The following is a 25,243-nucleotide window of genomic DNA, read 5'->3' on the forward strand; positions in this document are numbered from 1 at the left end:
TTCAGATTTTCTAGTCTAAATTTCAATAGTTTGATTTTGGGTAATATTGATGCAAATGCAGAAGTCTTATGGGTAGTGGAAATTCTAAAGCGCTTAAATAGTAAACATATTTACTGGTAAGGTCATTATTAGGTAGATTCAATGTATGCGTATATGTATCTATCTAGCAATGAATTCTATCTTTCACAGTAAATTTGAAGATTTATATTTATCTTCCATAGATATACTTATCTATCAATTCCATAGATATAGCAACTACTAGAAGTTAGTAAAAGGTCATACTAAAAGTTATATAAAAGTTATATTCTTATGTCATATTTTGCTAGAACACCAGACTTATACAGATATTTTTCACCTCAGAACAGAGAAAGCAGATGCAATGCATCTGCTTTCTCTGTTCTATTCAGTTTTCTATTTACAGCGCTTTGCTCTTTCTCAAAACCCAAGTTGCTACCTATTTGCTCAAAACATAATTTAAAATAAAATTTGCTAGATGTTTTTATGAAAAGAACCCTGTTTAGGGCTTGTCGAGGCTACTTCTAACGTGTTTTAAAGCAATTTTTGATAGGTAGCAACTTGGGTTATATATAAAGCCTAAACAGTCTATAGTTTTATTCAGTATCTTCGTCATCGCTGATGGCAACTGATTTGTAGCCATGCGGTAGCTCTTTCACTGCATTAGCAATTACCCCAATTAAATTCAACTTTTGGAGAACAGATATAGCTTGAGAGAATTCACCACGAGTAATTCGATCAATGCGAGCTACAGCAACTACTCCATCGCAGCATGAGGCTATTTGAATTGTATCAACCGTACCAAGAATAGGTGGCGAGTCAATAATTACAAGGTCATAATCCTCCTCAAAACTGGAGACTAACTTTTGCATCCACTCTGAACTTAGCAAAGTGACGGAATCACTAGGAATTGGCCCAGCCGTAAGAATATCAATAGCTGAGTTGGAAGATTGGATTACATCTTGACTATCCACAGCACCCTTACTTGCCAGTAAGGTTGATAATCCCCTTTCATTTGGTAAGTTAAGTTGCTTATGTAAAGCTGGCGATCGCATGTCTGCATCAATTAGCAGGACTCGTTTGTGCAATCGTGCGGCACTAGTAGCAAGTCCGAGCGCGATCGTGGATTTACCCTCACCAGGAAGAGCCGAGGTAATTACTAGCGATCGCACACTGATTTCTTGAGAAAAACTATTAAGCTGAATATTTTTATAAATTACATCTAACCCCTCTCGAAAAGGCAACCATTGGACAATCTCAACCGTAAGTGGTGAAACTGGCTGACCTTTAAGAAACTGTGGTAAGAAACTAGAGCTTGATTCTTCAGCCTGCAAATATTGTGGAGTCATACCCAACAATGATAGAGAAGCAATTTGCCGTTCTAACTCACTATAGGTATGCAACGTATCGTCTTGCATATCCCTAAGAAAAGCAGCCATACCACCAATAAATAATCCCGCGACTACACCCAGCAACAAATTTCTACGTAAACTATCCGCGGCATCGGTTGAACCAAGATTAGGCTCCTCAACAACTTGCCAATCAAAGCCGCCACGGGTAATCTCTAAACTTAGTTCCTGACGATTTTTGAGCAATGTTTGCAATGTATCTTGCTGAACCTTCAGCTTAGGTATTAAGGTTTCGTACTCACCAAGTAATTTTGGTAATCGATTAATCTCGGTTCTTAGATCTTGTTCTTGAGATGTTAAAGAATTAAGTCGAGATAGTAACAATGCAATTTGAGTTTGAGTTTCTACAATTTGATTTGCTAAAGTTAAGTCAATATTACTTAGCTGATCAGCATTCCATGTGGAATAACTAGATAAATTAGCATTACCTAAAATACTTCTTCTTTCTTCTTCGAGACTACTCTGCTGTTGTCTAAAACGTAACTCAAGAGCCTCAACAATAGGACTAGCAGATTGAAATCTAGCTTTTTCGCGATTTAGAGCAACTTCTATACTTTGCATTTCTAAAACGAGGGCTTGATAACGTGGCGACTGATTTAAACGAGTAAGTAATACTGCATCCTGCGAAGACAAGTTGAGGTTCTGTTGTAGAGAGTCTAGTCGAGTGATTGCTTGATCGTATTCTAATCTGGCAGTGCGTTTTTGTTGTTCAATCCCACTCAGGGCTGTTGTAATTTCTGTAACGCGCTGAGTAGCATCAAATATATTATTTTTGCGACGAAATACTTCGATCGCTTCAGAAACTTCAGAGATACTTTGACGAACACTAGAAACTTGCTCGTCTATACCTGCTAATCCTTTCTGTAAACGCTTTTCTTGTTGATCTCGGTTGTAATCAGTATATACTTTTTGAAAAGCCCGTAAAACCTCTCTCGTTTTTACAGGATCTAAGGCAGTATATTGGATTTCAATAATTTTAGTTGGCTCTTGTTTCTCTCCCAGCATACCAATTTTTAAGGTTTGAAGATCCGTACCAGTAATACCAGGATATTTATCGTTTAGTAAGGTAGCAGCCTTTTGAAATAATGAAGAACTTTTCAGTAACTCCAGTTGTGTTGCATAGTCAATCTGCACATTTGAGTCGATATTTAAGGATGAGGTTTCGGCTGTTTTGGAATTTGTCTTATAAGTTGATTCAACCAGCAAACGCATGGTGCTAGTGTATTTTGGCTTGGAGCTAATGTTTATAAAAACGGCAATTACCAGCCCTAAACCTAATCCGCCCAAAAGCCAAAAACGTCTACGAGAGAGAACTGCAAAGATTTTTCCATAGCCGGGATCTTGTTCAGTGAGCATCGGAGGCATTGAATTTGCAGTATTGATATTCATTAGGCTTGTCCTTTTTATATTTCCAGTAATAAAAACTTTTTAGTTAAGTTATTCTTTGATTACTCTGTCATTACAGATTTTATCTACGATCTGATCAACCTTTTTGAAGAATACCAATTCGGAAAAGTTAGAGATAGCATGATCTCGGATTTTAGCGTAGTCCCAATTTGTTTTTTGTGCCTTGATTATGGCATTTTTTAAGGATTCTGAAGTTTGTTGTTCAAAGAGAATCCCCGTTAGCCCTGAAATTTGTGTATCTAAAACGCCACCAGCACCATAGGCAATTACAGGTGTACCACTAGCATTAGCCTCAATGGGGACAAGTCCATAATCTTCTAAAGCAGCAACAATTACAAACTTTGCCTTTGACATAAGCTTGCACCGATCGAGATCGCTAACATGACCAAGAAATTGAATATTGGGACATGCTCTTGCTTGCAATCGTTTCGTTTCAGGACCTTCTCCTGTAATCAGCAGAGGCAGATTTAGGCTGTTAAAAGCATCAACAATTATATCAAGCCGTTTATAACTAAGATGTCGCGAGGAAACAAGACAGTAATCATCTTTTTGATCTGAAAAGGTAAATCGACAATCATCGATTGGATAATTTACAACTACAGCATCTTTTTGATAGGTTTCTTGAATACGTTTCGCGACTGTTGTGGAATTCGCGATGTAATAATCAGGAGATTGGGCATAGAAGATGTCTTGTTGACGCATTTTTTGAAAAACTAGCTCAATTAAGGGTTTAAAAAAGCTGTATGCGCCATATTCTCGTAGGTAAGTATTGGTGTCCCACAGGAAGCGGGTAATATTGTGGCAAAAGCAAATATGCACTGCATCATCACGTTTTTGAACTCCTTTAGCAAAACTAGCACTACTACTAAGAATTAAGTCATATTGTCGAAGATTTAAAGAGCTAAAAGCCGTATAATAAAATGGTGCAAATAAGCGAAAATACTTACGAGTTCCTATAATATTTTGTAAAAATGTTGTGTGAACTGGGCGATCGCCTAAGTCAATTGTATTTTGGCAATCGTATACAGATGTATATACATCTGCATCTGGGAAATGTTTGCATAAAAGTTCAAATACCCTTTCAGCACCGCCACGTTGCGTAAGATAGTCATGAACTAAAGCAATTTTCATTTAATTTTAATGGAACTGTCAAGGGTTACTAACTTTCAAAGAGCAATATTCTAACAACTCTCGTTATACAAATTGATTTTGATGACAGTCCGCCTACGGCAAGCTTTCATTAAAACCAATTCTGGGGTGTTCAAGACCTACGGCTTTGAACACCCCAGAATTGGTTTCATAATCAGAATTGCTATCAATATCCATAACAAATTACAACAAAGCATAAAACGTCTTAGAATGACAAGAGTGAAGTTATATAAAAGTTATATTTATATCTTTAAGGCGCATCTATGACGGCTGATGAGGCGGTGACATTTATAGAGTTGTCGTTAAAAGAGCGCAGTCTGTCTCGAGTTGAGCAGTCTGTCTTTCTTGGGGTATGGCAGGGTTTGTCTTATTCTGAGATTGCAAAGCAGACTGGCTATGACGCTGGCTACATCAAGTTAGTTAGCCATAAGCTTTGGCATTTATTGACCGAGACTTTTGGCGAAAAAGTAACTAAAAGTACGGTACAAAATCTAATTCGTCGTCAAATCCAAAAGAAGCTAGCTGATTCTCCCACAACTGTACCCAATTTACATTCTTCGGGAAACAGTCATCAAGATTGGGGCGAGGTAGTCGATGTCACTTTTTTCTATGGTCGGGGACATGAGCTAGATATTCTCGAAAAATGGATAGATCAGGATCGGTGTCGGTTAGTAGCCCTTTTGGGTATGGGAGGCTTGGGCAAAACGGCTCTATCAGTCAAGCTTGCTCAACAGCTACAAGGTAAATTTGATTTTGTGGTGTGGCGATCGCTAAATAATGCCAAAACCCCCAGTGAAATGTTGACGGCTGTGATCCATTTCCTATCACAGCAGAAAGAAACTCCTGATACTACGGATACCAATGCCTTAATTTCGAGGTTAATGGAATACTTACAGCGATATCGCTGTTTATTAGTATTAGACAATTTTGAATCAGTTCTGAAAGATGAAGCTCAAGCAGGAGCTTACCGTAAGGACTTTGAAGGCTATGGCTCACTGTTAAGAAGGGTTGGTGAAGTTTCCCATCGTAGTTGTGTCGTGATTACTAGCCGCGAAATGCCTGAAGAAGTCGCCACCTTGGAAGGAGACATTTTGCCTGTGCGGGCTTTGCAACTAAGTGGGTTAGATGAACCTGCCGCCGAGCGCGTCCTCGAAGCCAAGGGGATCAAAGCCATGACCAATGATTTACATCGTCTCGTAGATTGGTATCGTGGTAATCCTCTAGCACTGAAAATCGCCGCAACTTCGATTAAAGATCTCTATTCAGGTAGTATTAACCGATTTTTGGAACAAAAAACGATCATTTTTAGCGGCATTGGCAATCTGATCGAGCAGCAATACCAGAGGTTAACGGCTCATGAGAAACAAATCATGATTTGGTTAGCAATTAACCGTGAGCCAGTCCAGCCTGGTGAGCTACGCTCGGATATTGTGCCAACGATTGAGCAGAATCATCTGATGATGTCACTGCGATCGCTAAAACGGCGATCGCTAGTTGAGCATACCGCCGCAGGTTTTACGCAGCAACCTGTAGTTATGGAGTTTGTCACCAATTTATTGATTGAGCAAATTTATCAAGAAATTACCCAAGAGCATCCTCTCGGCGCTTTACCAAATATCCAATTAAAACTGAATCGTCAGCTTTTCTATTTGCGTCACTACACTCTAATCAAAGCAACCACCAAGGACTATATTCGCCAAAGTCAAATCCGCCTTATTTTAGAACCTCTGGTCACCAAACTTTTGGGTCGTTTGGGTAGTAAGCAAATGGTATCTAAAGCTCTATTTCAGACCCTTGAAGATTTACGCAAACGCGAACTACGTCCCGAAGGAGAACTGAAGTCAACCTTTGGCTATGGTGGCGGCAATATTATTAACTTGTTATGCCATCTTGGTATTGATTTGACAGGGACTGACTTCTCCTATCTCGCTATTCGCCAAGCTTATTTGTCTGAAGTCAAATTACATCGAGTTAACTTTGCTCAGACTGCGGTCATTAAATCGGTGTTTGCGGAGGTAATTGGCGGAGTCTTATCAGTAGCTTTTAGTGCTAATGGCAAATTATTAGCGATCGGTGACACTAAAGGCGATATTCATCTTTGGCAAGTCAGTGATGGTAAGCCAATACTCACTTATCGTGGGCATAAAGGATGGGTGGTTTCCGTAGCTTTCAATCCTGAAGGAACGGTTTTAGCGAGTAGTAGTGTTGACCAATCGATTAAGTTATGGGATGTCTCCACGGGAGATTGCCTAAATACACTGCAAGGATATATCGGTGCAGTGATGTCAGTTGCTTTCAGTCCTGACGGCACAACTTTGGCTAGTGGTCATGCCGATCGCACAGTGAGACTGTGGAAATCAGGGCAATGCATCAAAATCCTGCATGGTCATGAAGATATTGTTGAAGCTGTGGCGTTTAGCTCAAAGGGTAACTTAATGGCGAGTAGCAGTGACGATTGCACTGTAAGGCTATGGGATATTGATACTGGTGAATGTTTACAAATATTTGAAGGGCATGAAGATATCATCTGGTCGATCGCCTTTAGTCATAATGGCAATGTTTTAGCTAGTGGCAGTGAAGATAAAACCATAAGACTATGGAATACAGAAACAGGTAACTGCATCAAAACCTTGTCAGGACATACCCATACAGTCTTTGCCGTTAGCTTTAGCCATGATGGTTCAACCCTTGCGACAGGAAGCGGCGATCGCACAATCCGTCTTTGGGATCTCAAAACAGCCCAATGTTTTAAAACCTTAACTGGGCATAACCATTGGGTACGTTCAGTTGCCTTTCATCCTGAACGCTTAGTTTTGGCGAGCAGTAGTGGCGATGAAATGGTGAAACTCTGGGAAATTGATACAGGTTTCTGTATGCGAACTTTTCAAGGACATACGGGGCGATCGTGGACAGCCAAAAACGATAATCAGAACGATAGCCAAGTGTCAGGCAATATTTCCAATGAACATCTCCTTAACCTCTGGGAAGTCACATCAGGTCAACAGTTTCGGATTTTGCAAGGCTATACCAATGCTGTGCGCTCAGTTGTTTTTAACCTTGAGCAAACGATCTTGGCTAGCGGTGGTGATGACTCGATCATTCGTCTTTGGGATATTCAATCAGGTGAATGTATTCGGGCTTTGCATGGTCACGCAGGACATGTTTGGCAAGTTGCCTTTAGTCCGATTGGAACCCTACTTGCTAGTTGTGCTGAGGACTGCACAATCAAACTATGGGATGTCAGCAGTGGCAACTGTCTAACCACCATCACCGAACATCCTGATTTAGCTCGAACTCTCGTATTTAGTCATGATGGCAAATTGCTAGCGACTGGTGAAACCAGCCGAGTAATTAAGCTCAGAGATATTGTGACGGGTGAATGTTTGCGGATTCTTAAAGGACATACATCAGCAATCTTAGCGATCTCCTTTAGTGCTGATGATCGTTATATCATCAGCAGTAGTCGCGATAAAACTGTAAAAATTTGGGACACCAAAACAGGAGATTGTCTCCAAACTTTAGATACACTTACCTCGATTACTTCTAATATCAAATTTATGCCAATGCACCCCCATATAGCTTTTGGCTGTGGGGATAAGTTTATCTATCGATGGAATATCAAAAGCGGTGAATTGATCTCTGAGCGACTAGGTCATGATGGCAATGTCTTGACAATTGCCGCTGATCCCAAAGGCATCTTACTGGCAAGTGCTGGTGAAGATGCTCAAATTAATATTTGGAACTGGCAAACTGGTGAAGTGATCAATTCTTTAGTTGGACATGTTGGCACGATATATTCAGTGTCATTTTCTGCGGATGGCAATCTGATCGCTAGTAGTAGTCGTGATGAAACCGTCAAACTATGGGATGTACTGACAGGTGAATGCATCAAAACCTATCGCGAACCTCGCCCCTATGAAGGACTTAATATTAATGGAGCGACAGGTTTAACATCTGCTCAAAAAGCGAAGCTCATCGCTCTTGGCGCGATCGAAAGATAATCGATGGCTGGCAAAGCGAACCATCTATTGTCGGATAACTTGCGCATAAACAGATTTCATTTGAGTAGCAATTACCTGCCAGTCATAATTTTGCTTGACATAGGTTTGACATGCTCTAGCACTGGGAATGTGTCTTTGCCCAGATAAAGCTTCGATCATGCCTTGTGCTAGTTCCTCGGTCGTACTACCTTGCAAGACAAGCTCAGGAGAAAAAGGCAGTAAAATTTCAGGAATACCGCCAATTGGTGTCCCCAATACAGGTGTACCTGCGGCTAAAGACTCAATCACAATCAATCCAAATCCTTCCAGTGAGACTGTCGGCACAATTGATAGCTCTGCTGCTCGATAGGCGATCGCTAAGTCTTGATCTGGCACGAACCCCAATAACTTCACATGATTTTCCAGTTGTAATTCTTGAATTTGCGATCGCAAGGCTCCCGCGATCGCTCCTTTACCAGCTATCAGTAGCAATACATCAGGATGTTGTTTCCGAACCAAGGCGATCGAGGCAATCAAATTCTCTAAACCCATACGCTGAACTAGTCGCCGCACACAGAGAATAATGCGCCGATCCTTTTGCCATCCTAGTTTTTCTCTTGCTTTGGCAACCGTTAAGTCCAAATCAAATTCTGTTGTATCAATGCCCCCACCGACGATAAAAATCTTTTCTAACGGCACATTATAGGTTTTATGCAAAGTTTGTCGAAAAGCCTCAGACAAAACAATAAAGCCATTAGCTCTGCGATAAACCAATTTCTCGACCACCCATTTCCCCCAAGTCGATAAGCGTCCTGCTCCCTCTGCTTGACTCTCCAACGCCCAAGGTCCATGAAAATGCATCACTAACGGGACTTTCCCCAAGCGATCAAGTATAGGTAATGTATACAAGGCAAAATGTGAGGCTACCAAATCAAATTCTGAGTTCGCGATCGCCTGATTGAATGCTTTTCTCATGCCTAGCGATCGCTGCCATGTCGAACTATTTGCTGGAGCAAATGTTGTTACTTGTCCGCCAGAACTTTGAAAAACGCGATCGGAGCCAGCCACTAAACCATTTACCTCAACACCAACTTTGGGTAAATAATTGACACAACCGTAATAAACACGAGCCAATCCACCTGCTTCTTCTAAAAACCAGCTCGTACCTAGCTGTAATGTTTTCATAAAACTTTATTAAATATTGACATCTCTACATAGAAGCCGAAGATAGCATAATGCTAGCCTTGACTTCATAGCTATAGCCACTTGTTATTAAAAAAGCAGCGCGAAGCACTGCTTTTATCTTTTTTGTCAAATGGATGGCGGCGCTTTGCGCCACCTTTCTCTTTTTCCTAGCCCAAGAATTAAGCGATCGTCGCACCACTAATTCTTGGGCTAGGAAGGGAATAACTAATCTGAGCATTACTACATTAGGACTTACGTCCCTGTACTCAAGTACAATTCTCTAAGCTTAAAACTATTGAAATGGTTTGCTTAGAAGTGTTTTATAGGTCACTTCAATGGACTTAAGCTTTTAGCCAAGAACTTGAGTTCTTGGTTTATTTGCGTACAGTAATTCTCATTATGAAAACGATTTTGGTGTTTCCAACGCCGAAGGCGTTGGAAACACCAAAATCGTTTTTTTGAAAGCCTACCAATAGTGGGCTTTCAAAAAAACGATTTTTATAATGAGAATTGCTGATTTGCGTAAGTTCTAATATATAAAAAACAATTTAGTTTCACAATTAAAAATTGTCGTCATCATTGCTCCAATTTGGATATCACCCTACATGGCTTATACGATCGCCTCAAATATCTGTGAAGGCATAGCAGACTGTGTACCCGCTTGCCCTGTTGCCTGCATCGAACAGGGGGAGGGGGCAAATATTAAAGGGACAATTTGGTTTAAGATCGATGCTTCAATTTGTATTGACTGCGGTGTTTGCTTACAGGTATGCCCTGTGCAGGGGGCCATTTTGCCAGAAGAGAGACCAGAATTAGTAATCTAAAAACCAATTTTGATGATTGCAGTGGCGAAGCCACTGCAATCATCAAAATTGGTTTTTAGATGAAAGTCAGATTGATCTGTAATAGGCGTGATAGTATAAACTTCAGTACCAGCAGGCAAGTAGTCAAGAGTAAACACACTAAGATAGCTGTGTTTTTCCTGTAGTACACAAGCTCCGAAGAAATGTATCTGACTATTACTTGTTGTATGTTTTGCAAGTAGCAGCTAGATCTACAGCAGCAAAAGGATCGCATCTGTGATGTTTTTTGCTGTGATCGGTTAAAGATAAAAGCACTCAAAGAGTGGGCGATCGTCCCACTTTTTTGTTTTTAAAGTAGCTTTTTATGGCTTGAACCAAAAACTCTTACGTCAAAAAACAAAGAAACGCTCACACTGTAAGCTCAAATCGTAAATTCTATGAGTCATCCTCTAATTCCGCAAATTTTTCAAATTGCTGAAGAAGTTGCCTCGCCCCTTGGGTTAGAGGTTGTCGATGTGGTGTTGCATACCAATAAAAACCCTGTGGTGTTGCGGGTCGATATTCGCAACCCAGACCAAAACACAGGGCTAGAGGACTGCGAACGCATGAGTCGGGCGCTAGAGCCAACTCTTGATGCGATCGATTTGATTCCCCATGCCTATGTGTTAGAAATTTCTAGCCCAGGTGCCGAACGTCAGTTACAAGGCGATCGCGAGTTTGTGGCTTTTCGAGGCTTTATGGTTAATGTCAGTACAACCACACCTCATGATGGCAAACAAAGTTGGAGTGGACACCTCATATCACGCAACGAGACGCAGGTGACGATTAGCATCAAGGGGCGGATTGTCAATATTCCCCGTGAACTTGTTGAGCGCGTCGAGTTAAGCAAAATGGAATAAAGAGAACTTACGAATAGCTAAGTATCCCTAATACCAAAACATAAAATAGCGTAGCTATTTTATGTTTTTAAAACCCTTACTGGGTTTAGTTTTCGATTCACAAAAGTGTCGCCATACTTTTGTGAATTGGTTTAAAGCATTACAGTTATTGATTTTTATAAACGCGAGAAAACCTTATGTCGTTATTGAATTTACCTGGATTAGGACAAATGGTGGAGGTGATTAGTAAAGAGCGTAATCTCCCCAAACATGCTGTCCAAAATGCTTTGCGAGAAGCTTTACTCAAGGGATATGAGCGCTTTCGCAAAACCTATCGCTCCGATGGCATTAACTTTGAAGAAGAGCATTTTAATAATTTTGATGTAGAACTAGATCTCGAAGGTGAAGGATTTCGGGTTCTCGCGACAAAAACGATTGTTGATGAAGTTGGTGATGCTGATCATGAAATTGGCTTGTTTGAGGTGCGCGAAGTTGCTCCTGAGGCTCAAGCTGGTGGAACTGTAGTTGTTGATGTGACTCCCGAGCAGGGTGACTTTGGCCGCATGGCAGCAATCCAAACAAAACAAGTACTAGCTCAAAAGTTGAGAGATCAGCAGCGCAAGATTATTCAAGAAGAGTTTCAAGACATTGAAGGGACAGTTCTGCAAGGTCGAGTGTTACGTTTTGAAACAACCTCTGTAATCGTGGCAGTTAGCAGTGGATTTGGACAGCCTGAAGTTGAAGCTGAACTTCCCAAACGTGAACAACTGGCAGGGGAAAGACCCTATCGCCCCAATATGACTTTAAAGGTCTATCTAAAGAAAGTATTTGAAGGTTCACGTCGGGGTCCTCAGTTATTAGTATCACGCGCCGATGCTGGTTTAGTTGTGTATTTATTTGCCAATGAAGTACCTGAAATTGAGGAAGAAATCGTCCGTATTGTGGCTGTGGCAAGAGAAGCTAATCCGCCATCCCCTGCGGTTGGTCCCCGTACTAAAATTGCTGTAGATACCCTTGAGCGCGATGTTGATCCTGTGGGCGCTTGTATTGGTGCTAGAGGGGCGCGGATTCAGGCAGTGGTCGCTGAGCTACGTGGCGAAAAGATTGATGTGATCCGTTGGTCGCCCGATCCTTCGACCTATATTGCCAACTCCTTAAGCCCTGCAAGGATTCATGAAGTGCGTTTGATTAATGCCAATGAAAGAATTGCCCATGTGATTGTCCCAGAGGATCAGCTTAGTCTGGCGATCGGTAAAGAAGGTCAAAATGTCCGTTTGGCGGCGAGACTAACAGGCTGGAAAATCGATATCAAAAATTTGTCAAAGTACGACTATGAAGATGAAGACCGCAAAGCTCAAGAAAGCATTGCCAGAACCTCGACAATCCTTGAACAATCTCATGAAGATGATGAAAATGACTATGACAACAGTGAAGATTAAAAATCTACAGTTTAATTAAACTGTTTAATTAAGTAGATGGACGTAATTAATTACAAACCCAAAGTTGCAAAGTTGCGCCCCATAGGGACGCAGCTTTGCAACTTTGAATTAGCTACTTAGGAGTAAATTAGTTTGGCTCTGAAGCTACACCGTCGTTGTGTTAGTTGCCAATGTGTCGCTATGCGCGATACTTTTTGGAGAGTAGTACGTGTGCCGATCGCCGATCAGCATCACAACGAAGATAAGCCTAAGCATGATCAAGTTCAACATCAAATTCAGCTTGATCAGGGCATGGGGCGATCGGCATATGTTTGCCAAAAGCTGGAGTGTTTACAAATAGCTCAAAAGAAAAATCGTTTAGGGCGATCGCTCCGCACCCATATTCCACCTGAAATTTTTGATATTCTCAAATCCCGTCTTCAGAATCCATAAATCGTGAGGTCGCTTTGCGACCTCACGATTTATGGATTCTAGAGTGGAGTACAAAAAGCGTTATAAATTAGTGCAAAAAATGATGAAACGTTATGAATAAACAAACAATTTTGGTTACAGGTGGTGCAGGCTATATTGGCTCTCATGCAGTCAAAGCATTGCAACAGGTTGGTTATAAGGTGGTGATTTTAGACAATCTCGTCTATGGTCACCAAGATATCGCTGAAACCCTAGGTGCAGAATTGATTATTGGTGACACAAATGATCGCGCCTTGCTCGATCGCCTATTTAGTGAGCGTCAAATTAGTGCGGTCATGCATTTTGCAGCTTATGCCTATGTGGGCGAGTCGGTGACACAGCCTGACAAATACTATCGCAATAACGTTGTTGGCACTTTGTCTTTGCTAGAAGCGATGGTTGCCGCGAATATAAAAGCCTTTGTGTTTTCTTCCACCTGTGCTAGTTACGGTGTCCCCCAGCAAATACCAATTACCGAAGATCATCCCCAATCACCCATTAATCCCTATGGGGCAACCAAGTTAATGGTTGAGCGGATTTTGCAAGATTTTGATGTTGCCTATGGGCTAAAGTCAGTGATTTTTCGATATTTCAATGCCGCAGGAGCCGATCCTGATGGAGCGATCGGCGAAGATCATGATCCTGAGACACATTTGATACCGTTAGTTTTGCAGACGGCTCTGGGTATCCGCGAAGCAATTACAGTTTATGGGTCTGATTACCCAACCGCAGACGGAACTTGTATCCGTGACTATATCCATGTAACCGATCTAGCTGAAGCGCATGTATTGGGCTTGGAATATTTACTCAAGGGCAACAAGAGTGAAATTTTTAATCTTGGTAATGGTAATGGGTTTTCGGTCAAAGAGGTAATTGATGCTGCCAAGCAGATTACGGGTAAGCCGATTAATGTAGTGATGGGCGATCGCCGTGCAGGAGATCCACCTGCTTTAGTAGGTAGCAGTGAGAAAGCCAGAACTATCTTGAATTGGCTACCTAAATATGCTGATTTAAACCTGATTTTGCAACATGCATGGCAATGGCATCAAAAACGACATGCTTAATAAAAAAGGGACACGAAGCGTCCCTTTTTGTTAATTCCAAAGGCTAAATGCTATGAAGTACAAAGGTTTGTTTCCCCGCCGAAGGCGGGGAAACAAACCTTTGTACTTCGCTTGCTTGAAAAGTGCTATAGCAGCTTGTCAATTTTTTGAGCTAGCTCAAAGTCAAGGGCGCTAATACCATCAGCATCATGGGTAGTGAGGTCGATCTTGACTTTGTTGTAGACATTAAAAAGTTCGGGATGATGCCCCATCTTATCGGCAACGATCGCCACTTTACTGATAAAGCCAAAAGCTTCGACAAAATCCCGAAACTTAAAGTTCTTTTGCAACTTGTGATCAACAACTGCCCAACCAGCTAATTGGGCGAGTGCCGAAGAAATTTCTACTTCAGATAATTTTTTAACAGTCATAACTCTCACAAAACATAGGATTAACCCTATATTTACACAAAACTAAAAAAAGAAGGCGGCACAAAGTGCCGCCTTCTTTTTTTAGTTTTTGATGGGTTGATCGCGATACCACCAAGATAGGATTTGTACCCAATTCCAGCCATTTTGAGCCATTTGTTGGGTCATTTCTTGATCGAGGTGTTGACCATCGGAAACGGGCATATATCCGCCACCCCAGCTAATCCAGTTGCGAGGCAAACGGGCGCGATAATATCCTTTAAAACCAGGTCTGAGCATATAGCCTGCGGTTGAGGCAACAGCCTGATCGCTACGACTATGGATGAGGGCGATCGCTTGTCCCGTCTGAGGATCAAAGCGATAGAAGCCTTTATATACTTGATCGCGAGTATCACTCACAAGATCATAGGGAGCTTCACCCCATTTACGTTGACGTTGGGTATTGACAGCATAGCTACGAGCCGCTACTGCTTGCGCCATTAATGCGTCCATGTGCCAACTAGCAGGCATTTCACTAGGTACAACGCTACGAAGATATTCCTCAAGGGATAACACGTTAACCGCGATCGCCTTGTTATTCCAAGCTCGCAATTCGATCTCGCCTGGGTAAAGATTGCTGCCGACTTGCACCAATCCATTATTGCTAGGGGTAATTCGATATGCAGAAGTAAGTGGCAAGGTGTACCACTTACCAGGATCGAGACGGCGGCTTGCTTGACCTGAAGCTTGGAGAGTTGATGGTTGAGTCACAGCTACAGACATTTTGGAGCCATTTTCCTCTCTAACCAAAACCCTCAATAAACTAGCAGCCGCAGCTTGGGATACTCCTGCAACTATGACCAACAGCAAGGACAAAATTAGCGTGTACATCCCTTTGGAGAAGTGTTTCATCATTTAGTTAGGCACTCACACCTGTAAGCAAAGAATGTAATAAATTTTCAGTAAGATTTGAGGCATTTTAGTTTAGCCTCGGATAACCAGATAGTTTAGCAAAACAATCTGGTTTTGATAAACATTATTTCTGCATACTTATAGCAGCTTTTGCCTGAATTTTACCAAGGTAAACCACTAAATAATTTTTGATGTCAGTCAAATTCTTACCAGATCACTGCCATAAGTCGCTTTGTGTATCAAGTGAATATCTGAAATCACAAGGATTAAGCGACTTCAATCGCAGACTATAGAACATAAAACCCCAAAATAAGAGTGGCGGCGCTTAGCGCCGCCACTCTTATTTTGGGTTTGGATTTGTTTTATAGATATCTCTTGTATTATTGATACGTTACATTGCACTAACGCATCCTACTGGAAACACCAAAATCAGTTTCAGAATGAGAATTGCCAACAAAACATCTTAGTGAATTAAAAATCAAACCCCGTAAGGATTTTAAAAGCTAAAAATGGCAACGCCATCTTTAGCTTTTGTATTAGTACATAATGGTAGTAAGGAAGAGTAAGCGTGCGGTTGCGAAATTTGTCTCAAAATTAACGAAAGGCTATGGCGAGTGCAAGTTTTGAGGAAAGTCCGGGCTTCCATGAAGATCAGGCTGCTGGATAACGCCCAGTGCGAGCGATCGTGAGGATAGTGCCACAGAAAAATACCGCCTATAGAGATATAGCGCGAAGCGCTATATCTCTATAGGTAAGGGTGCAAAGGTGCGTTAAGAGCGCACCAGCAGAGTCGTGAGGCTCTGGCTCGGTAAACCCCAGCTGGAAGCAAGGCGAGAGGATACAAGTGTTGCGATCTTCAATTGATCTTGTGTCCGTTGCTTAATGGGGTTGCATAGTGAAAGCTAGGCGATCGCAGATAAGTGTGTGCCGCATGAGGTATTTGGTAACAAATATCCCAGATAGATAACCGCTAGGGTAGTTGCTAAAACTCCTAAAACAGAACCCGGCTTATGTCTTACTCTTCCTACTAAAAATTAGTAGTCCAAAGTGATTTGTAGAGCATTTGAGTTGCAGATGCAGAGAGCCTACAACTCAAATGCATTGTAGGATTTACAATATTAAAGTTGTATAATTCCTAGCTTTTAGATTTACAGCAATTATCGATCAAACGAACCACAAGAAATTTCTAAAAAATATTGCTGAGCAAGACTTTCAGGAAATTCCTTGGCTTGGATTTGAGCGCAAAGCGTTATAGATTATTTTTTCGATTTTGTACTACAGGTTTTCAAAAAACAAAAGGCAGATTTATAAGTTTTTTGATTGATATTCACCTTAGAGATCTGGTACATCTAGAATCTAAATGAGATCTCTTGAATTGCAACTTTAAAACTGCATTTGTTCTTACGAAACATTAACTAGAGTAATTAAACTATGGGAATTGCTCCCACCCACTCATCTTTGCTCCCAGCAACAACCCACCACATATCTCGCAAGTGGTCTGGTAGAGCAGTTATCGGAATTACCTTTGTCTGCCTCATCTCAACCCTCAGCATTAGGTTTTATTCTGAGCCACGCTTAGGAATCGGTACGTTTGTCGATCAAGACTTAAGATCGCCTAGAACGATAGTGGCTACAGACATTGAGGCAACTAAACAAGCCAAAGAACTAGCTAAACAACAAGTAATACCAATTTATCGTAGTAATCCTGAGAGTGATGCTAATGCAATCAAGCATTTAGAAGAACTCCTTCAAGTAGGTGATAACCTGCGGATATCGTCTGGCAATTTACCTTATGTCGATCGCCAAATTTTGAGTGATGACGTGCAACGATATTTTCGGCGAATCTCGGATTTCGAGTGGTCGCAGTTACAGGAAAGGGCTAATCGACTTGCCGCTAATGCCAATAATCAAACGGCTATATCAGGGCTTATCAATAGAGATAAAGAAGCCCCATCCGTAGCATTGGCTGAGCTAACTCTATACAAAATTAATGCTCTTCCCCAAGATTATCAAAAGCTGATCAATACGGTGACCGAGATTCGCAAAGCCTATTCCATGACTCAGGAAAAAGCGGCAAAAGGTCCTGATATGTTTCGCGATCGCCTCTTGGAAATGACCAATGAAGAATGGGAAACCTGCAAGCAGTTGACGCGGCAAGCATTGATCGATATCCAGTCCACAGGGATTGTGGCGGGATTGCCCAATGACATGCTGCAAAAACGGCTAGCAAACCTGAGCAATTTGCCAACCAATGAAGAACATCGAGCTATGGCGATTGCTTTGCTCAGGGCTACAGTCAAGCCAAATATGACCATTGACTATGTAGGTACAACCGAAAGAGCGATCAAAGCATCTGAATCGGTTCAGACTCAAAGGATTTCACTGAAGGCAGGTGACTTAATCGTTAAAGGTGGGGAGAAAATTACTGAGCGGCAATTCGTTATTTTAGATGAACTAAAAATGACCCAAAGACAAGTAAATCTTAAGGGATTGGTCTTGATGGTCGCAACTACAGCGCTCTGCTTTGCCGTATTTGGCTATGCCAATCGACGATGGCAATATTTACTCAAAGTCAAATTACATATCAAAGATCTTTTGGTGCTGGGCATTATCTGCACAGGTAGTGCTTTAGCAACGGTGATGATGGCTCCAAACATGCTCGTATTTCTGCCATTGGCAAGTATGAGTCTAATCATTGGTAGTTTTTACAGTTCTCGCCTTGCAATTCTCGTCACATGTCTCACTTCAGTCTTACTGGCGATCGCGATTAGCTCTGACTTACTAGTACTTGCACCGATCATCATTGGCTCAATTGTCGCGGCGGTGATTACTAATCGCCCCCTGACGCGATCGCATCTAGCGGCTACAGGATTATTAGTCGGTTTTCTGCAAGCGGCTGTATATATTGCGATCGCCATTATTGCTGGCTCCACACCACCAGTATTGATCGCCATCACAGCACTTCAGTATGCATCGGGAGGACTGATTTCCGCGATCGTTGCTCTTGGTGCGATTCCTTATTTAGAGCATATTTCCTATGCATTAACCCCTTTTCGTCTAGCGGAGCTAGCGAACCTTGATCGTCCTTTACTGCGTCGCCTAGTCACAGAAACCCCTGGAACTTTTCAGCACACTTTGTTTGTAGCAAACCTTGCTGAAGCTGCTGCCCGTGAACTGGGAGCCGATACAGCCTTAGTGCGAACAGGTACGCTCTACCACGATATTGGTAAAACTCTCCGCCCTGAATATTTCATCGAAAATCAAATGGGGCAGCCTAATCCTCACGATATCCTTAATGATCCTTGGGAAAGCGCTCAAATTGTCAAAGAGCATGTTTCAGGTGGGCTTAAGCTAGCTCAAAAATATCATCTTCCTGAAATGCTGCAAGCATTCATTCCAGAGCATCAAGGTACGATTACAATCACCTATTTTTATTGCCAAGCCCAAAAGCGATCGCAGCATATTGTTGAGTCAGATTTTCGCTATGTTGGACCGATACCTCAATCTCGTGAAACAGGAATTGTGATGTTAGCTGATGCCTGTGAAGCCGCCCTGCGATCGCTTGGCACAGATACAACCCTTGAAGCCGCTAAGAGCTTACTTATGCGGATTTTTCAAGCTCGATGGGATGATGGTCAACTCAAAGATTGCTCCTTGACTTGGGAAGATTTAGATCGAATAGCGCCTGTATTTATCAAGGTTTGGCAAGAGCGTAACCACGGTCGGATTAAATATCCAAACCTAGCCGACAAGCTTGATCCATCAGGCTCCGCATTACCTGATCATCTTTGTAAACCCAAAGATGCACTAATACCTAAAAAGATTGCCTTGAAATAAGCAAGTCAAACCCCAAAAGATAAGTGGCAGCCGCTTCGCGCTGCCACTTATCTTTTGGGGTTTATGTCCTAAGCAAAAACCTACATTGCTATAAAAATAGACATTAAGACCCAAGAATTAGTAATGCGGCGCTTTGCGCCGCATTACTAATTCTTGGGTGGGACAGGAGTAAGTTCGCTTTAAGTATAAACACTTATATTAAATACAAGTAAAAAATATCTATATATTTTCTTAACTATTACAACAATCAATTTATATATAAGAAATGCCCAAAAAGATTGTCATCAAAGCATTACAGGAATCAGTTAAGACATTGTTAAATTTATGCTTTATTCGGGATCGCTGAACCTAACTCTAAGTAAAGGTTAGAGCCTGATTTATCCACAATTCTTACCCTACATAATTAAGTTAATTAATAAAAATTTTTTTAGTAAATTTGGCAAAGCCAAATTTAAGATATATGAACTCTTCAGGTAACTCAGTTACAGCTTGCCGATTGTGTCAGCACTACAATCCTGAAGGAAGAAGGGGTGGGTTTTGTGGAAAGTTAGATGTTCCTGTCAGTCCTGCATGGAATGCTTGTAGTCTAGCAGCCCATCCTTTTGAGACATCGTGGCAACCTGCTGATGATTTTACTTCCTTATTACACGAATCCTTTCATGACTCAATCCCCTTAGTGCATGAGAAAAGCCCAGAGCTACAAGAGATCAATATGCGATCGCTTAGTTTCTCCGAATACTCAATTGCAAGTTAAATTTTTAATAATATTTTTAAGCTAATCAGATCTTTTGACTTCTACTTTTCAGGTTTGTAACTAACAAAGCAAATCTAAGAGGTGGTAACAATAGGTAAGTTATAGTAAATTTACATATGATAATCTTGATTAATTGAGATTTTGTTGATTCTTACTGTGATAGGTAAAAAGTGCTAGCAAGGGTTTGGAGTGCAGCAATTTTAGGCATCGATGCCATCCAAGTGGGGGTAGAAGTCGATGTATCGGGAGGACTACCAGGCATTACTTTAGTGGGATTACCTGACACCGCAGTGCAAGAAAGCCGAGAACGGGTTAAGGCTGCAATCAAAAATGCAGGCTACGCTTTCCCTATGCGAAAGATTGTGATTAATCTCACCCCTGCCGATCTGCGTAAAGAAGGACCTATTTTTGATTTACCAATTAGCATTGGCATTTTAGCTGCCTCGGAACAGGTTGATCCGCAGTTATTAGGTGATCACTTATTCTTAGGTGAAGTTTCCCTTGACGGTTCATTGCGACCTGTTTCAGGTGTGTTGCCGATCGCGGCGGCAGCACAGCGTTTAGGCATGATCGGGATTATTGTCCCCAAGGAAAATGCTCAAGAAGCAGCTCTAGTTAGAGGATTAGCGGTATATGGCTTACAAAGTATTACCGAGGTAGGCGATTTCCTAGCGCACCCCGAAAAATATCCGCCAGTAGTTGCTAATCCTGATCTGAAATGGCATGAAAGCGAATTCAAGCTAGATCTTAAGGATGTCAAAGGGCAGCAACATGCTCGTCGCGCTCTAGAAATTGCCGCCGCAGGTGGACATAATCTGATTTTTGTTGGTCCTCCTGGATCAGGAAAAACCCTATTAGCAAGGCGCTTACCGAGCATTTTGCCCAACATGAACTTTGATGAAGCCCTAGAAGTAACGAGAATTCACTCAGTGGCTGGATTGTTAAAAGGTAAAGGACTTGTCAGCGATCGCCCATTTCGCAGTCCCCATCATTCCGCGTCTGGTCCCTCATTGGTTGGAGGTGGTAGTTTTCCCCGTCCTGGAGAGATCACATTGGCGACAAATGGGATCTTGTTTTTAGACGAATTAACAGAATTTAAGCGGGACGTATTGGAATTTTTGCGCCAACCCTTAGAAGATGGCTTTGTGAGCATTTCCCGCACGCGCCAATCGGTGACATTTCCCGCCCAATTTACACTCGTCGCGAGTACCAACCCTTGTCAGTGTGGATATTACGGTGATTCGGTCCAGCCTTGTACCTGTACACCACGTCAGCGTGAACAATATTGGGCAAAGCTATCAGGTCCCTTAATGGATCGCATTGATTTGCAGGTGACCGTGGCAAGGTTAAAGCCTGAAGAGATGACGCGATCGCCAGAGGGGGAAAACTCCAGTGCCGTGAAAGAAAGAGTCCAAGCCTCACGCAAAATTCAACAAACCCGTTTTCAGAAAGAAGCAAAGGTAAATTGTAATGCCCAGATGCAATCCCGACATTTGCGTCAATGGTGCGAACTCGATCATCCTTCCCGTGACTTACTAGAAGCTGCCATTAAACGCTTAGGTTTATCGGCTCGCGCAACAGATCGCATTCTCAAAGTATCCCGCACGATCGCCGATCTCGCTGATGCTGAAAATATTCAAGTAGTTCATGTCGCTGAAGCGGTTCAATATCGCACCCTTGATCGTGTTACTTAAATCAAAAGAACCAAAAAAGTGAGAAAACGGTGCTTCGCACCGTTTTCTCACTTTTTTGGTTTTGGCTTGAACCTAAAGCGCTGTAATTAAGTTACACACAGGAATGCTTATTAAGAGATTTAAAAAATTATTTTGGCTTTAATGCAAGAGCAAAGCCCTATACATGCTATTTTGTGTCTTGACTTTCGGCTCCACTCTTAACCTCTATATCGGAGAAGACTAAAATATGAACAGTTTAATAAATAATTAAGCGCTAACTTAAAATTAAGATGGGCAAAGCACAATGCCAATCATATTAACCCTAATATATTTGTTTGGTGAGTTGCTAGTGGAAGAATCCTATCGGGGCATTCATGTATGAGTACAGTTCTGGTGGTTGAAGACAGCGTGACACAAAGAGAAATGATTGAGGACTTACTCAAGGGTAGTGGCTTAACCGTTAAGACAGCAGGTGATGGTGTGGAAGCACTAGAGCAAATGCAAGGCAATTGCCCAGACATAGTAGTCATGGACATTGTCATGCCCCGCATGAATGGCTACGAGCTATGTCGTCGTATTAAAACTGATCCTAAAACTGAGCGCGTTCCCGTCGTAATGTGTTCATCTAAAGGTGAAGAATTTGATCGCTACTGGGGAATGAAGCAAGGTGCTGATGCCTATATAGCTAAGCCATTTCAGCCTCAAGAACTTGTAGGCACTGTCAAGCAGTTACTTAGAAAAGCTTAAGAATTTCACGAAGAATGCTAAAAGTGTAGACAATTCTTGATTATTTAATGACTGTTAGTTAACATCAATACTTTAATATTTTCTCAATGTTCTAAATATTTATTTTTCAGCTTATTTTTTAGTTTATTTTTCAAAACTTGAAGACACGTAAAATTTGCTATTTTGCAAGGTAGAGATCCTCAAATTATGGTAGGAAACCAAGAATTCTTCCCTGGCATCGGACAAGATCAGGCGACAGACTTTGATCAAGGCATTGAAGCTCCAGAAGGCGAGCTGCACTTAAGATTTTTTGTGGCTTCTGGAATTGAGTTTGCTTTACCTGCAATTGGAGTCAGTCAAGTTTTGGAATATGCTCCAGATCGGATCAATCCCATGCCCAATGTCTCCCCGCTACTGCTAGGTACAGTGAATATTCGGGGTAGAGTAGTTTGGGTAGGTGATCTCGGTCAGTTTTTGGGAGAGGCTCCTCCAGTCAATACTGATCGTGCAGAAATTTCAATTATTGCGATCGAGGATCAGGGCATGATGTTAGGTTTAGCGGTAGAACAAATTGGCGTAATGGCTTGGCTTGATTCTTCACAACTAAATGTCTCTAGAAATAGCTCTGACAGTATGGCTCCGTTTATTAAAGGTGAGTGGATAATGGAAGATAGCGATCCCCTGAAGTTGCTAGATCAAGTTAACATTTTACGATCAGCACGGTGGGCATCCTAGATAAAGTAATTTCAAGATGATTTCGCGCAAATGGTAGAGACTTTAGGGATTTTAGGAGAAAGCACATGGCCTCAAGTACACAATATCAAAAAGAATATGAAAAGGCTTCCTTAGCCTATATGCAAGGAGACTACAGTCAAGCTGGTAAATTGACACAGGAACTGGTTAAAGTCTGCCCTAGCGATCCTATGTATCGTCTACTTCATGCCCATATCAATCTCGCCCTAGAGCGCTATCAAGATTCAATTGGTGAATATGAAACGGTCTTACATCTGACTGACGACAACTCAATTTTGGAATATGCCCATAGTGGTATTGCGGCTGCCAAAGAAAGACTAGATCTCAATGATGATAGCTACGGTTTAGGCTCTATAGACAACTCAGCAGGTGAATTTAGTAATCAGCAATACGCTTACGAAGATAATACTTATAACCAATCAGCTTATATGCAGGGAGCTTGGTCTACCGATGATAGCGGTGGTCAAAGCATTGGCTCAAATCGTGTTGATGATTTTGATTTTGAAGATTTTAGTTCTGATAATTCAATGAACGGGTCTAGCCAGTATAGCTATAGTGCAGAAACTCAACTTACAGGAGAGTCAAGTTTTAACTCTGGTTATAAACCCAGTAGTTCTTCAGGTAACTTAAATGCCGATACTGATGTTGTCTTTATGGATGAATTTGATGATTTTGATGACATCAGTGAATCATCCTTTTCGGGGTCATTTGGTGATTCAGAAGCAACACAGATGGTTTCCGAAAGATCTATGACAGATTTTGGAAATCAAGACTTTACAACTTCGGGGCGCTCAAATACAACATCATTAGCCAATCAGGATATTTCCACTGCACGATTTAGCCAAACGGGAAATGAGGCGGAGCTATTTGGCTTGGGAGCCATTAATACACCAGTAGGTGCAAAGAGAGTAGGTGCAGATATTGTTACCGAATCATCTGAACAAGGTGGTTTGTTTTCTCCTTTTGATAACATGCCGCTTAAGACCAAGAATGTGATCACAGCGATCGCCGCAGGGGTGGTTGCCATGGTTGCCGCAGGGGTAGTTACAAACTTTGCCACAGGTTCAATCGCCGATAAAGGCTCACGCGAACAAGTACGGAATACGGGTTGGATGATGGGTGGTGCAGCAGCATTGGCAAGTGGTGCGATCGCTTGGGGACTAGGCAAACGCTCTTCGAGACTGATTGATCAATCAACCGCAAACTTACAATCTCAGTTTGAAGCTGTTATTCGTGGCGATATGAGTCCTCGTGCAACCGTTTATAGCGAAGATGAGTTTGGTAGACTTGCGGCAAGCTTTAACCAAATGATTCAGTCAATTGTCTCTAATACCACTGAAGCCCAACGCAAAGCCGCCGAGCAAGAACAAGCTAAAGAAGATTTACAACGTCAGGTAATCCGCTTACTTGATGACGTAGAAGGCGCGGCGCGAGGTGACTTGACCGTACAAGCGGAGGTAACTGCCGACGTACTCGGCGCGGTTGCTGACTCCTTTAACCTCACGATTCAAAATCTGCGTGAAATTGTTAACCAAGTAAAAATTGCGGCGCGTCAGGTAAATGAAAGCTCTCGTGAAAATGAAGCATTTGCCCGTAGTTTGTCATCGGATGCATTACGTCAAGCTGAAGAGTTAAGCGTTACCTTAAACTCAGTGCAAATGATGACTGAATCGATTCAACGTGTAGCTGAAAGTGCGCGTGAAGCGGATCAGGTTGCTAAACTTGCATCCGAAACCGCGATCAAGGGTGGTGATGCCGTAGAACGCACGGTAGCAGGTATTTTGGATATTCGCGAAACAGTTGCTGAAACTACCCGTAAGGTTAAGCGCCTTGGAGAGTCTTCGCAGGAAATTTCTAAGATCGTTGGTTTGATTTCGCAGATTGCTTCGCGGACGAACTTACTCGCACTTAACGCTAGTATTGAAGCAGCAAGAGCGGGTGATGCAGGTCGTGGTTTTGCGATCGTTGCAGACGAAGTTCGACAGCTTGCTGATCGCGCTGCGAAAGCATCTAAAGAAATCGAACAAATTGTATTGCAAATTCAGAGTGAAACCAGTAACGTGCAACAAGCGATGGAAGTCGGTACACAACAGGTTATCGATGGGACAAAACGTGCTGAACAGGCGCGTCAATCACTCACAGACATTATCCAAGTTTCCCATCGCATTGAAACTTTGGTACTATCCATTACTGAAGATACAGTCAAGCAAACCGAGACTTCAAGAACGGTATCACAGGTTATGCAATCAGTTGAGTTGACCGCTCAAGAAACTTCGCAAGAGTCTCAAAGGGTGTCAGCTTCACTACAAAATCTCGTAGGTGTTGCCCGCAGTTTACAAGATTCTGTGGAACGATTCCGCGTTGATTCGGGTGATAAAACAACGGGAGTTCGTTAGGATTATTACCTTCTAGCTATGCTACTC

Annotated in this window: 17 protein-coding genes and 1 other RNA gene; 13 read left to right on the forward strand and 5 right to left on the reverse strand. The window is 42.0% G+C overall.

Annotation, left to right across the window (positions count from 1 at the left end; translation table 11 throughout):
• Positions 1-611: 611 nt before the first annotated feature.
• Both B9G53_RS12420 and B9G53_RS12425 read right to left on the reverse strand, forming a co-directional pair.
• Complete coding sequence (locus tag B9G53_RS12420; protein WP_094532737.1) at positions 612-2,813, reverse strand: polysaccharide biosynthesis tyrosine autokinase; 2,202 nt, start codon at positions 2,811-2,813, stop codon at positions 612-614.
• A 48-nt stretch (positions 2,814-2,861) separates the two neighbouring features.
• Positions 2,862-3,962, reverse strand: a complete 1,101-nt coding sequence (locus tag B9G53_RS12425) for a glycosyltransferase (RefSeq protein WP_094532739.1) — start codon at positions 3,960-3,962, stop codon at positions 2,862-2,864.
• 281 nt (positions 3,963-4,243) lie between these two features.
• On the opposite strand from B9G53_RS12425, the gene B9G53_RS12435 reads away from it, so the two are divergent.
• On the forward strand, positions 4,244-7,981 hold the full coding sequence (locus B9G53_RS12435; RefSeq protein ID WP_094532743.1) for a WD40 repeat domain-containing protein: 3,738 nt from the start codon (positions 4,244-4,246) through the stop codon (positions 7,979-7,981).
• 24 nt (positions 7,982-8,005) lie between these two features.
• Here the strand turns inward: B9G53_RS12435 and B9G53_RS12440 are convergent, their stop codons facing one another.
• Positions 8,006-9,145 carry a glycosyltransferase family 4 protein gene (locus B9G53_RS12440; protein ID WP_094532745.1) on the reverse strand — a complete coding sequence of 380 codons (1,140 nt, stop codon included), beginning with the start codon at positions 9,143-9,145 and terminating at the stop codon, positions 8,006-8,008.
• A gap of 605 nt (positions 9,146-9,750) precedes the next feature.
• Between B9G53_RS12440 and B9G53_RS12450 the strand changes: the two genes are divergently transcribed.
• The 5 genes from B9G53_RS12450 (at position 9,751) to galE (ending at position 13,779) form a co-directional block, all read left to right on the forward strand.
• Entirely contained in the window at positions 9,751-9,969 is a 219-nt protein-coding gene (locus tag B9G53_RS12450; RefSeq protein WP_094532749.1) for a 4Fe-4S dicluster domain-containing protein, read from the forward strand.
• 416 nt (positions 9,970-10,385) lie between these two features.
• Positions 10,386-10,847 carry a ribosome maturation factor RimP gene (gene rimP, locus B9G53_RS12455; RefSeq protein WP_094532751.1) on the forward strand — a complete coding sequence of 154 codons (462 nt, stop codon included), beginning with the start codon at positions 10,386-10,388 and terminating at the stop codon, positions 10,845-10,847.
• A gap of 176 nt (positions 10,848-11,023) precedes the next feature.
• Positions 11,024-12,265 (forward strand): transcription termination factor NusA, encoded by a 1,242-nt coding sequence (nusA, locus tag B9G53_RS12460; RefSeq protein ID WP_094532754.1) that lies wholly within the window; start codon positions 11,024-11,026, stop codon positions 12,263-12,265.
• A 132-nt stretch (positions 12,266-12,397) separates the two neighbouring features.
• Positions 12,398-12,697 carry a YlxR family protein gene (locus B9G53_RS12465; protein ID WP_217901569.1) on the forward strand — a complete coding sequence of 100 codons (300 nt, stop codon included), beginning with the start codon at positions 12,398-12,400 and terminating at the stop codon, positions 12,695-12,697.
• A 92-nt stretch (positions 12,698-12,789) separates the two neighbouring features.
• Complete coding sequence (galE, locus tag B9G53_RS12470) at positions 12,790-13,779, forward strand: UDP-glucose 4-epimerase GalE (RefSeq protein WP_094532756.1); 990 nt, start codon at positions 12,790-12,792, stop codon at positions 13,777-13,779.
• A gap of 125 nt (positions 13,780-13,904) precedes the next feature.
• Here galE and B9G53_RS12475 read toward each other — a convergent pair whose 3' ends face one another.
• Both B9G53_RS12475 and B9G53_RS12480 read right to left on the reverse strand, forming a co-directional pair.
• Positions 13,905-14,189, reverse strand: a complete 285-nt coding sequence (locus tag B9G53_RS12475; protein WP_094532758.1) for a 4a-hydroxytetrahydrobiopterin dehydratase — start codon at positions 14,187-14,189, stop codon at positions 13,905-13,907.
• A gap of 81 nt (positions 14,190-14,270) precedes the next feature.
• On the reverse strand, positions 14,271-15,080 hold the full coding sequence (locus B9G53_RS12480; RefSeq protein WP_094532760.1) for a SpoIID/LytB domain-containing protein: 810 nt from the start codon (positions 15,078-15,080) through the stop codon (positions 14,271-14,273).
• A 555-nt stretch (positions 15,081-15,635) separates the two neighbouring features.
• On the opposite strand from B9G53_RS12480, the gene rnpB reads away from it, so the two are divergent.
• The 7 genes from rnpB to B9G53_RS12515 all read left to right on the forward strand — a co-directional run bounded on the left by rnpB (position 15,636) and on the right by B9G53_RS12515 (position 25,216).
• An RNA gene (gene rnpB, locus B9G53_RS12485) (RNase P RNA component class A) lies at positions 15,636-16,104 on the forward strand.
• Positions 16,105-16,508: 404 nt separating this feature from the next.
• Entirely contained in the window at positions 16,509-18,914 is a 2,406-nt protein-coding gene (locus B9G53_RS12490) for an HD family phosphohydrolase (RefSeq protein WP_094532762.1), read from the forward strand.
• A gap of 460 nt (positions 18,915-19,374) precedes the next feature.
• A complete protein-coding gene (locus B9G53_RS12495) occupies positions 19,375-19,668 on the forward strand; it encodes a hypothetical protein (protein ID WP_094532764.1) in 294 nt (97 codons plus the stop codon).
• Between the two features lie 170 nt (positions 19,669-19,838).
• Positions 19,839-21,362 (forward strand): YifB family Mg chelatase-like AAA ATPase, encoded by a 1,524-nt coding sequence (locus tag B9G53_RS12500; protein ID WP_094532766.1) that lies wholly within the window; start codon positions 19,839-19,841, stop codon positions 21,360-21,362.
• 357 nt (positions 21,363-21,719) lie between these two features.
• Entirely contained in the window at positions 21,720-22,088 is a 369-nt protein-coding gene (locus B9G53_RS12505; protein WP_094532768.1) for a response regulator transcription factor, read from the forward strand.
• Between the two features lie 186 nt (positions 22,089-22,274).
• Entirely contained in the window at positions 22,275-22,802 is a 528-nt protein-coding gene (locus tag B9G53_RS12510; RefSeq protein ID WP_094532770.1) for a chemotaxis protein CheW, read from the forward strand.
• Between the two features lie 65 nt (positions 22,803-22,867).
• A complete protein-coding gene (locus B9G53_RS12515) occupies positions 22,868-25,216 on the forward strand; it encodes a HAMP domain-containing methyl-accepting chemotaxis protein (protein WP_094532772.1) in 2,349 nt (782 codons plus the stop codon).
• Positions 25,217-25,243: the final 27 nt, after the last annotated feature.

The organism is Pseudanabaena sp. SR411, from assembly GCF_002251945.1.
In the GTDB taxonomy this organism is placed as follows: Bacteria; Cyanobacteriota; Cyanobacteriia; order Pseudanabaenales; family Pseudanabaenaceae; genus Pseudanabaena.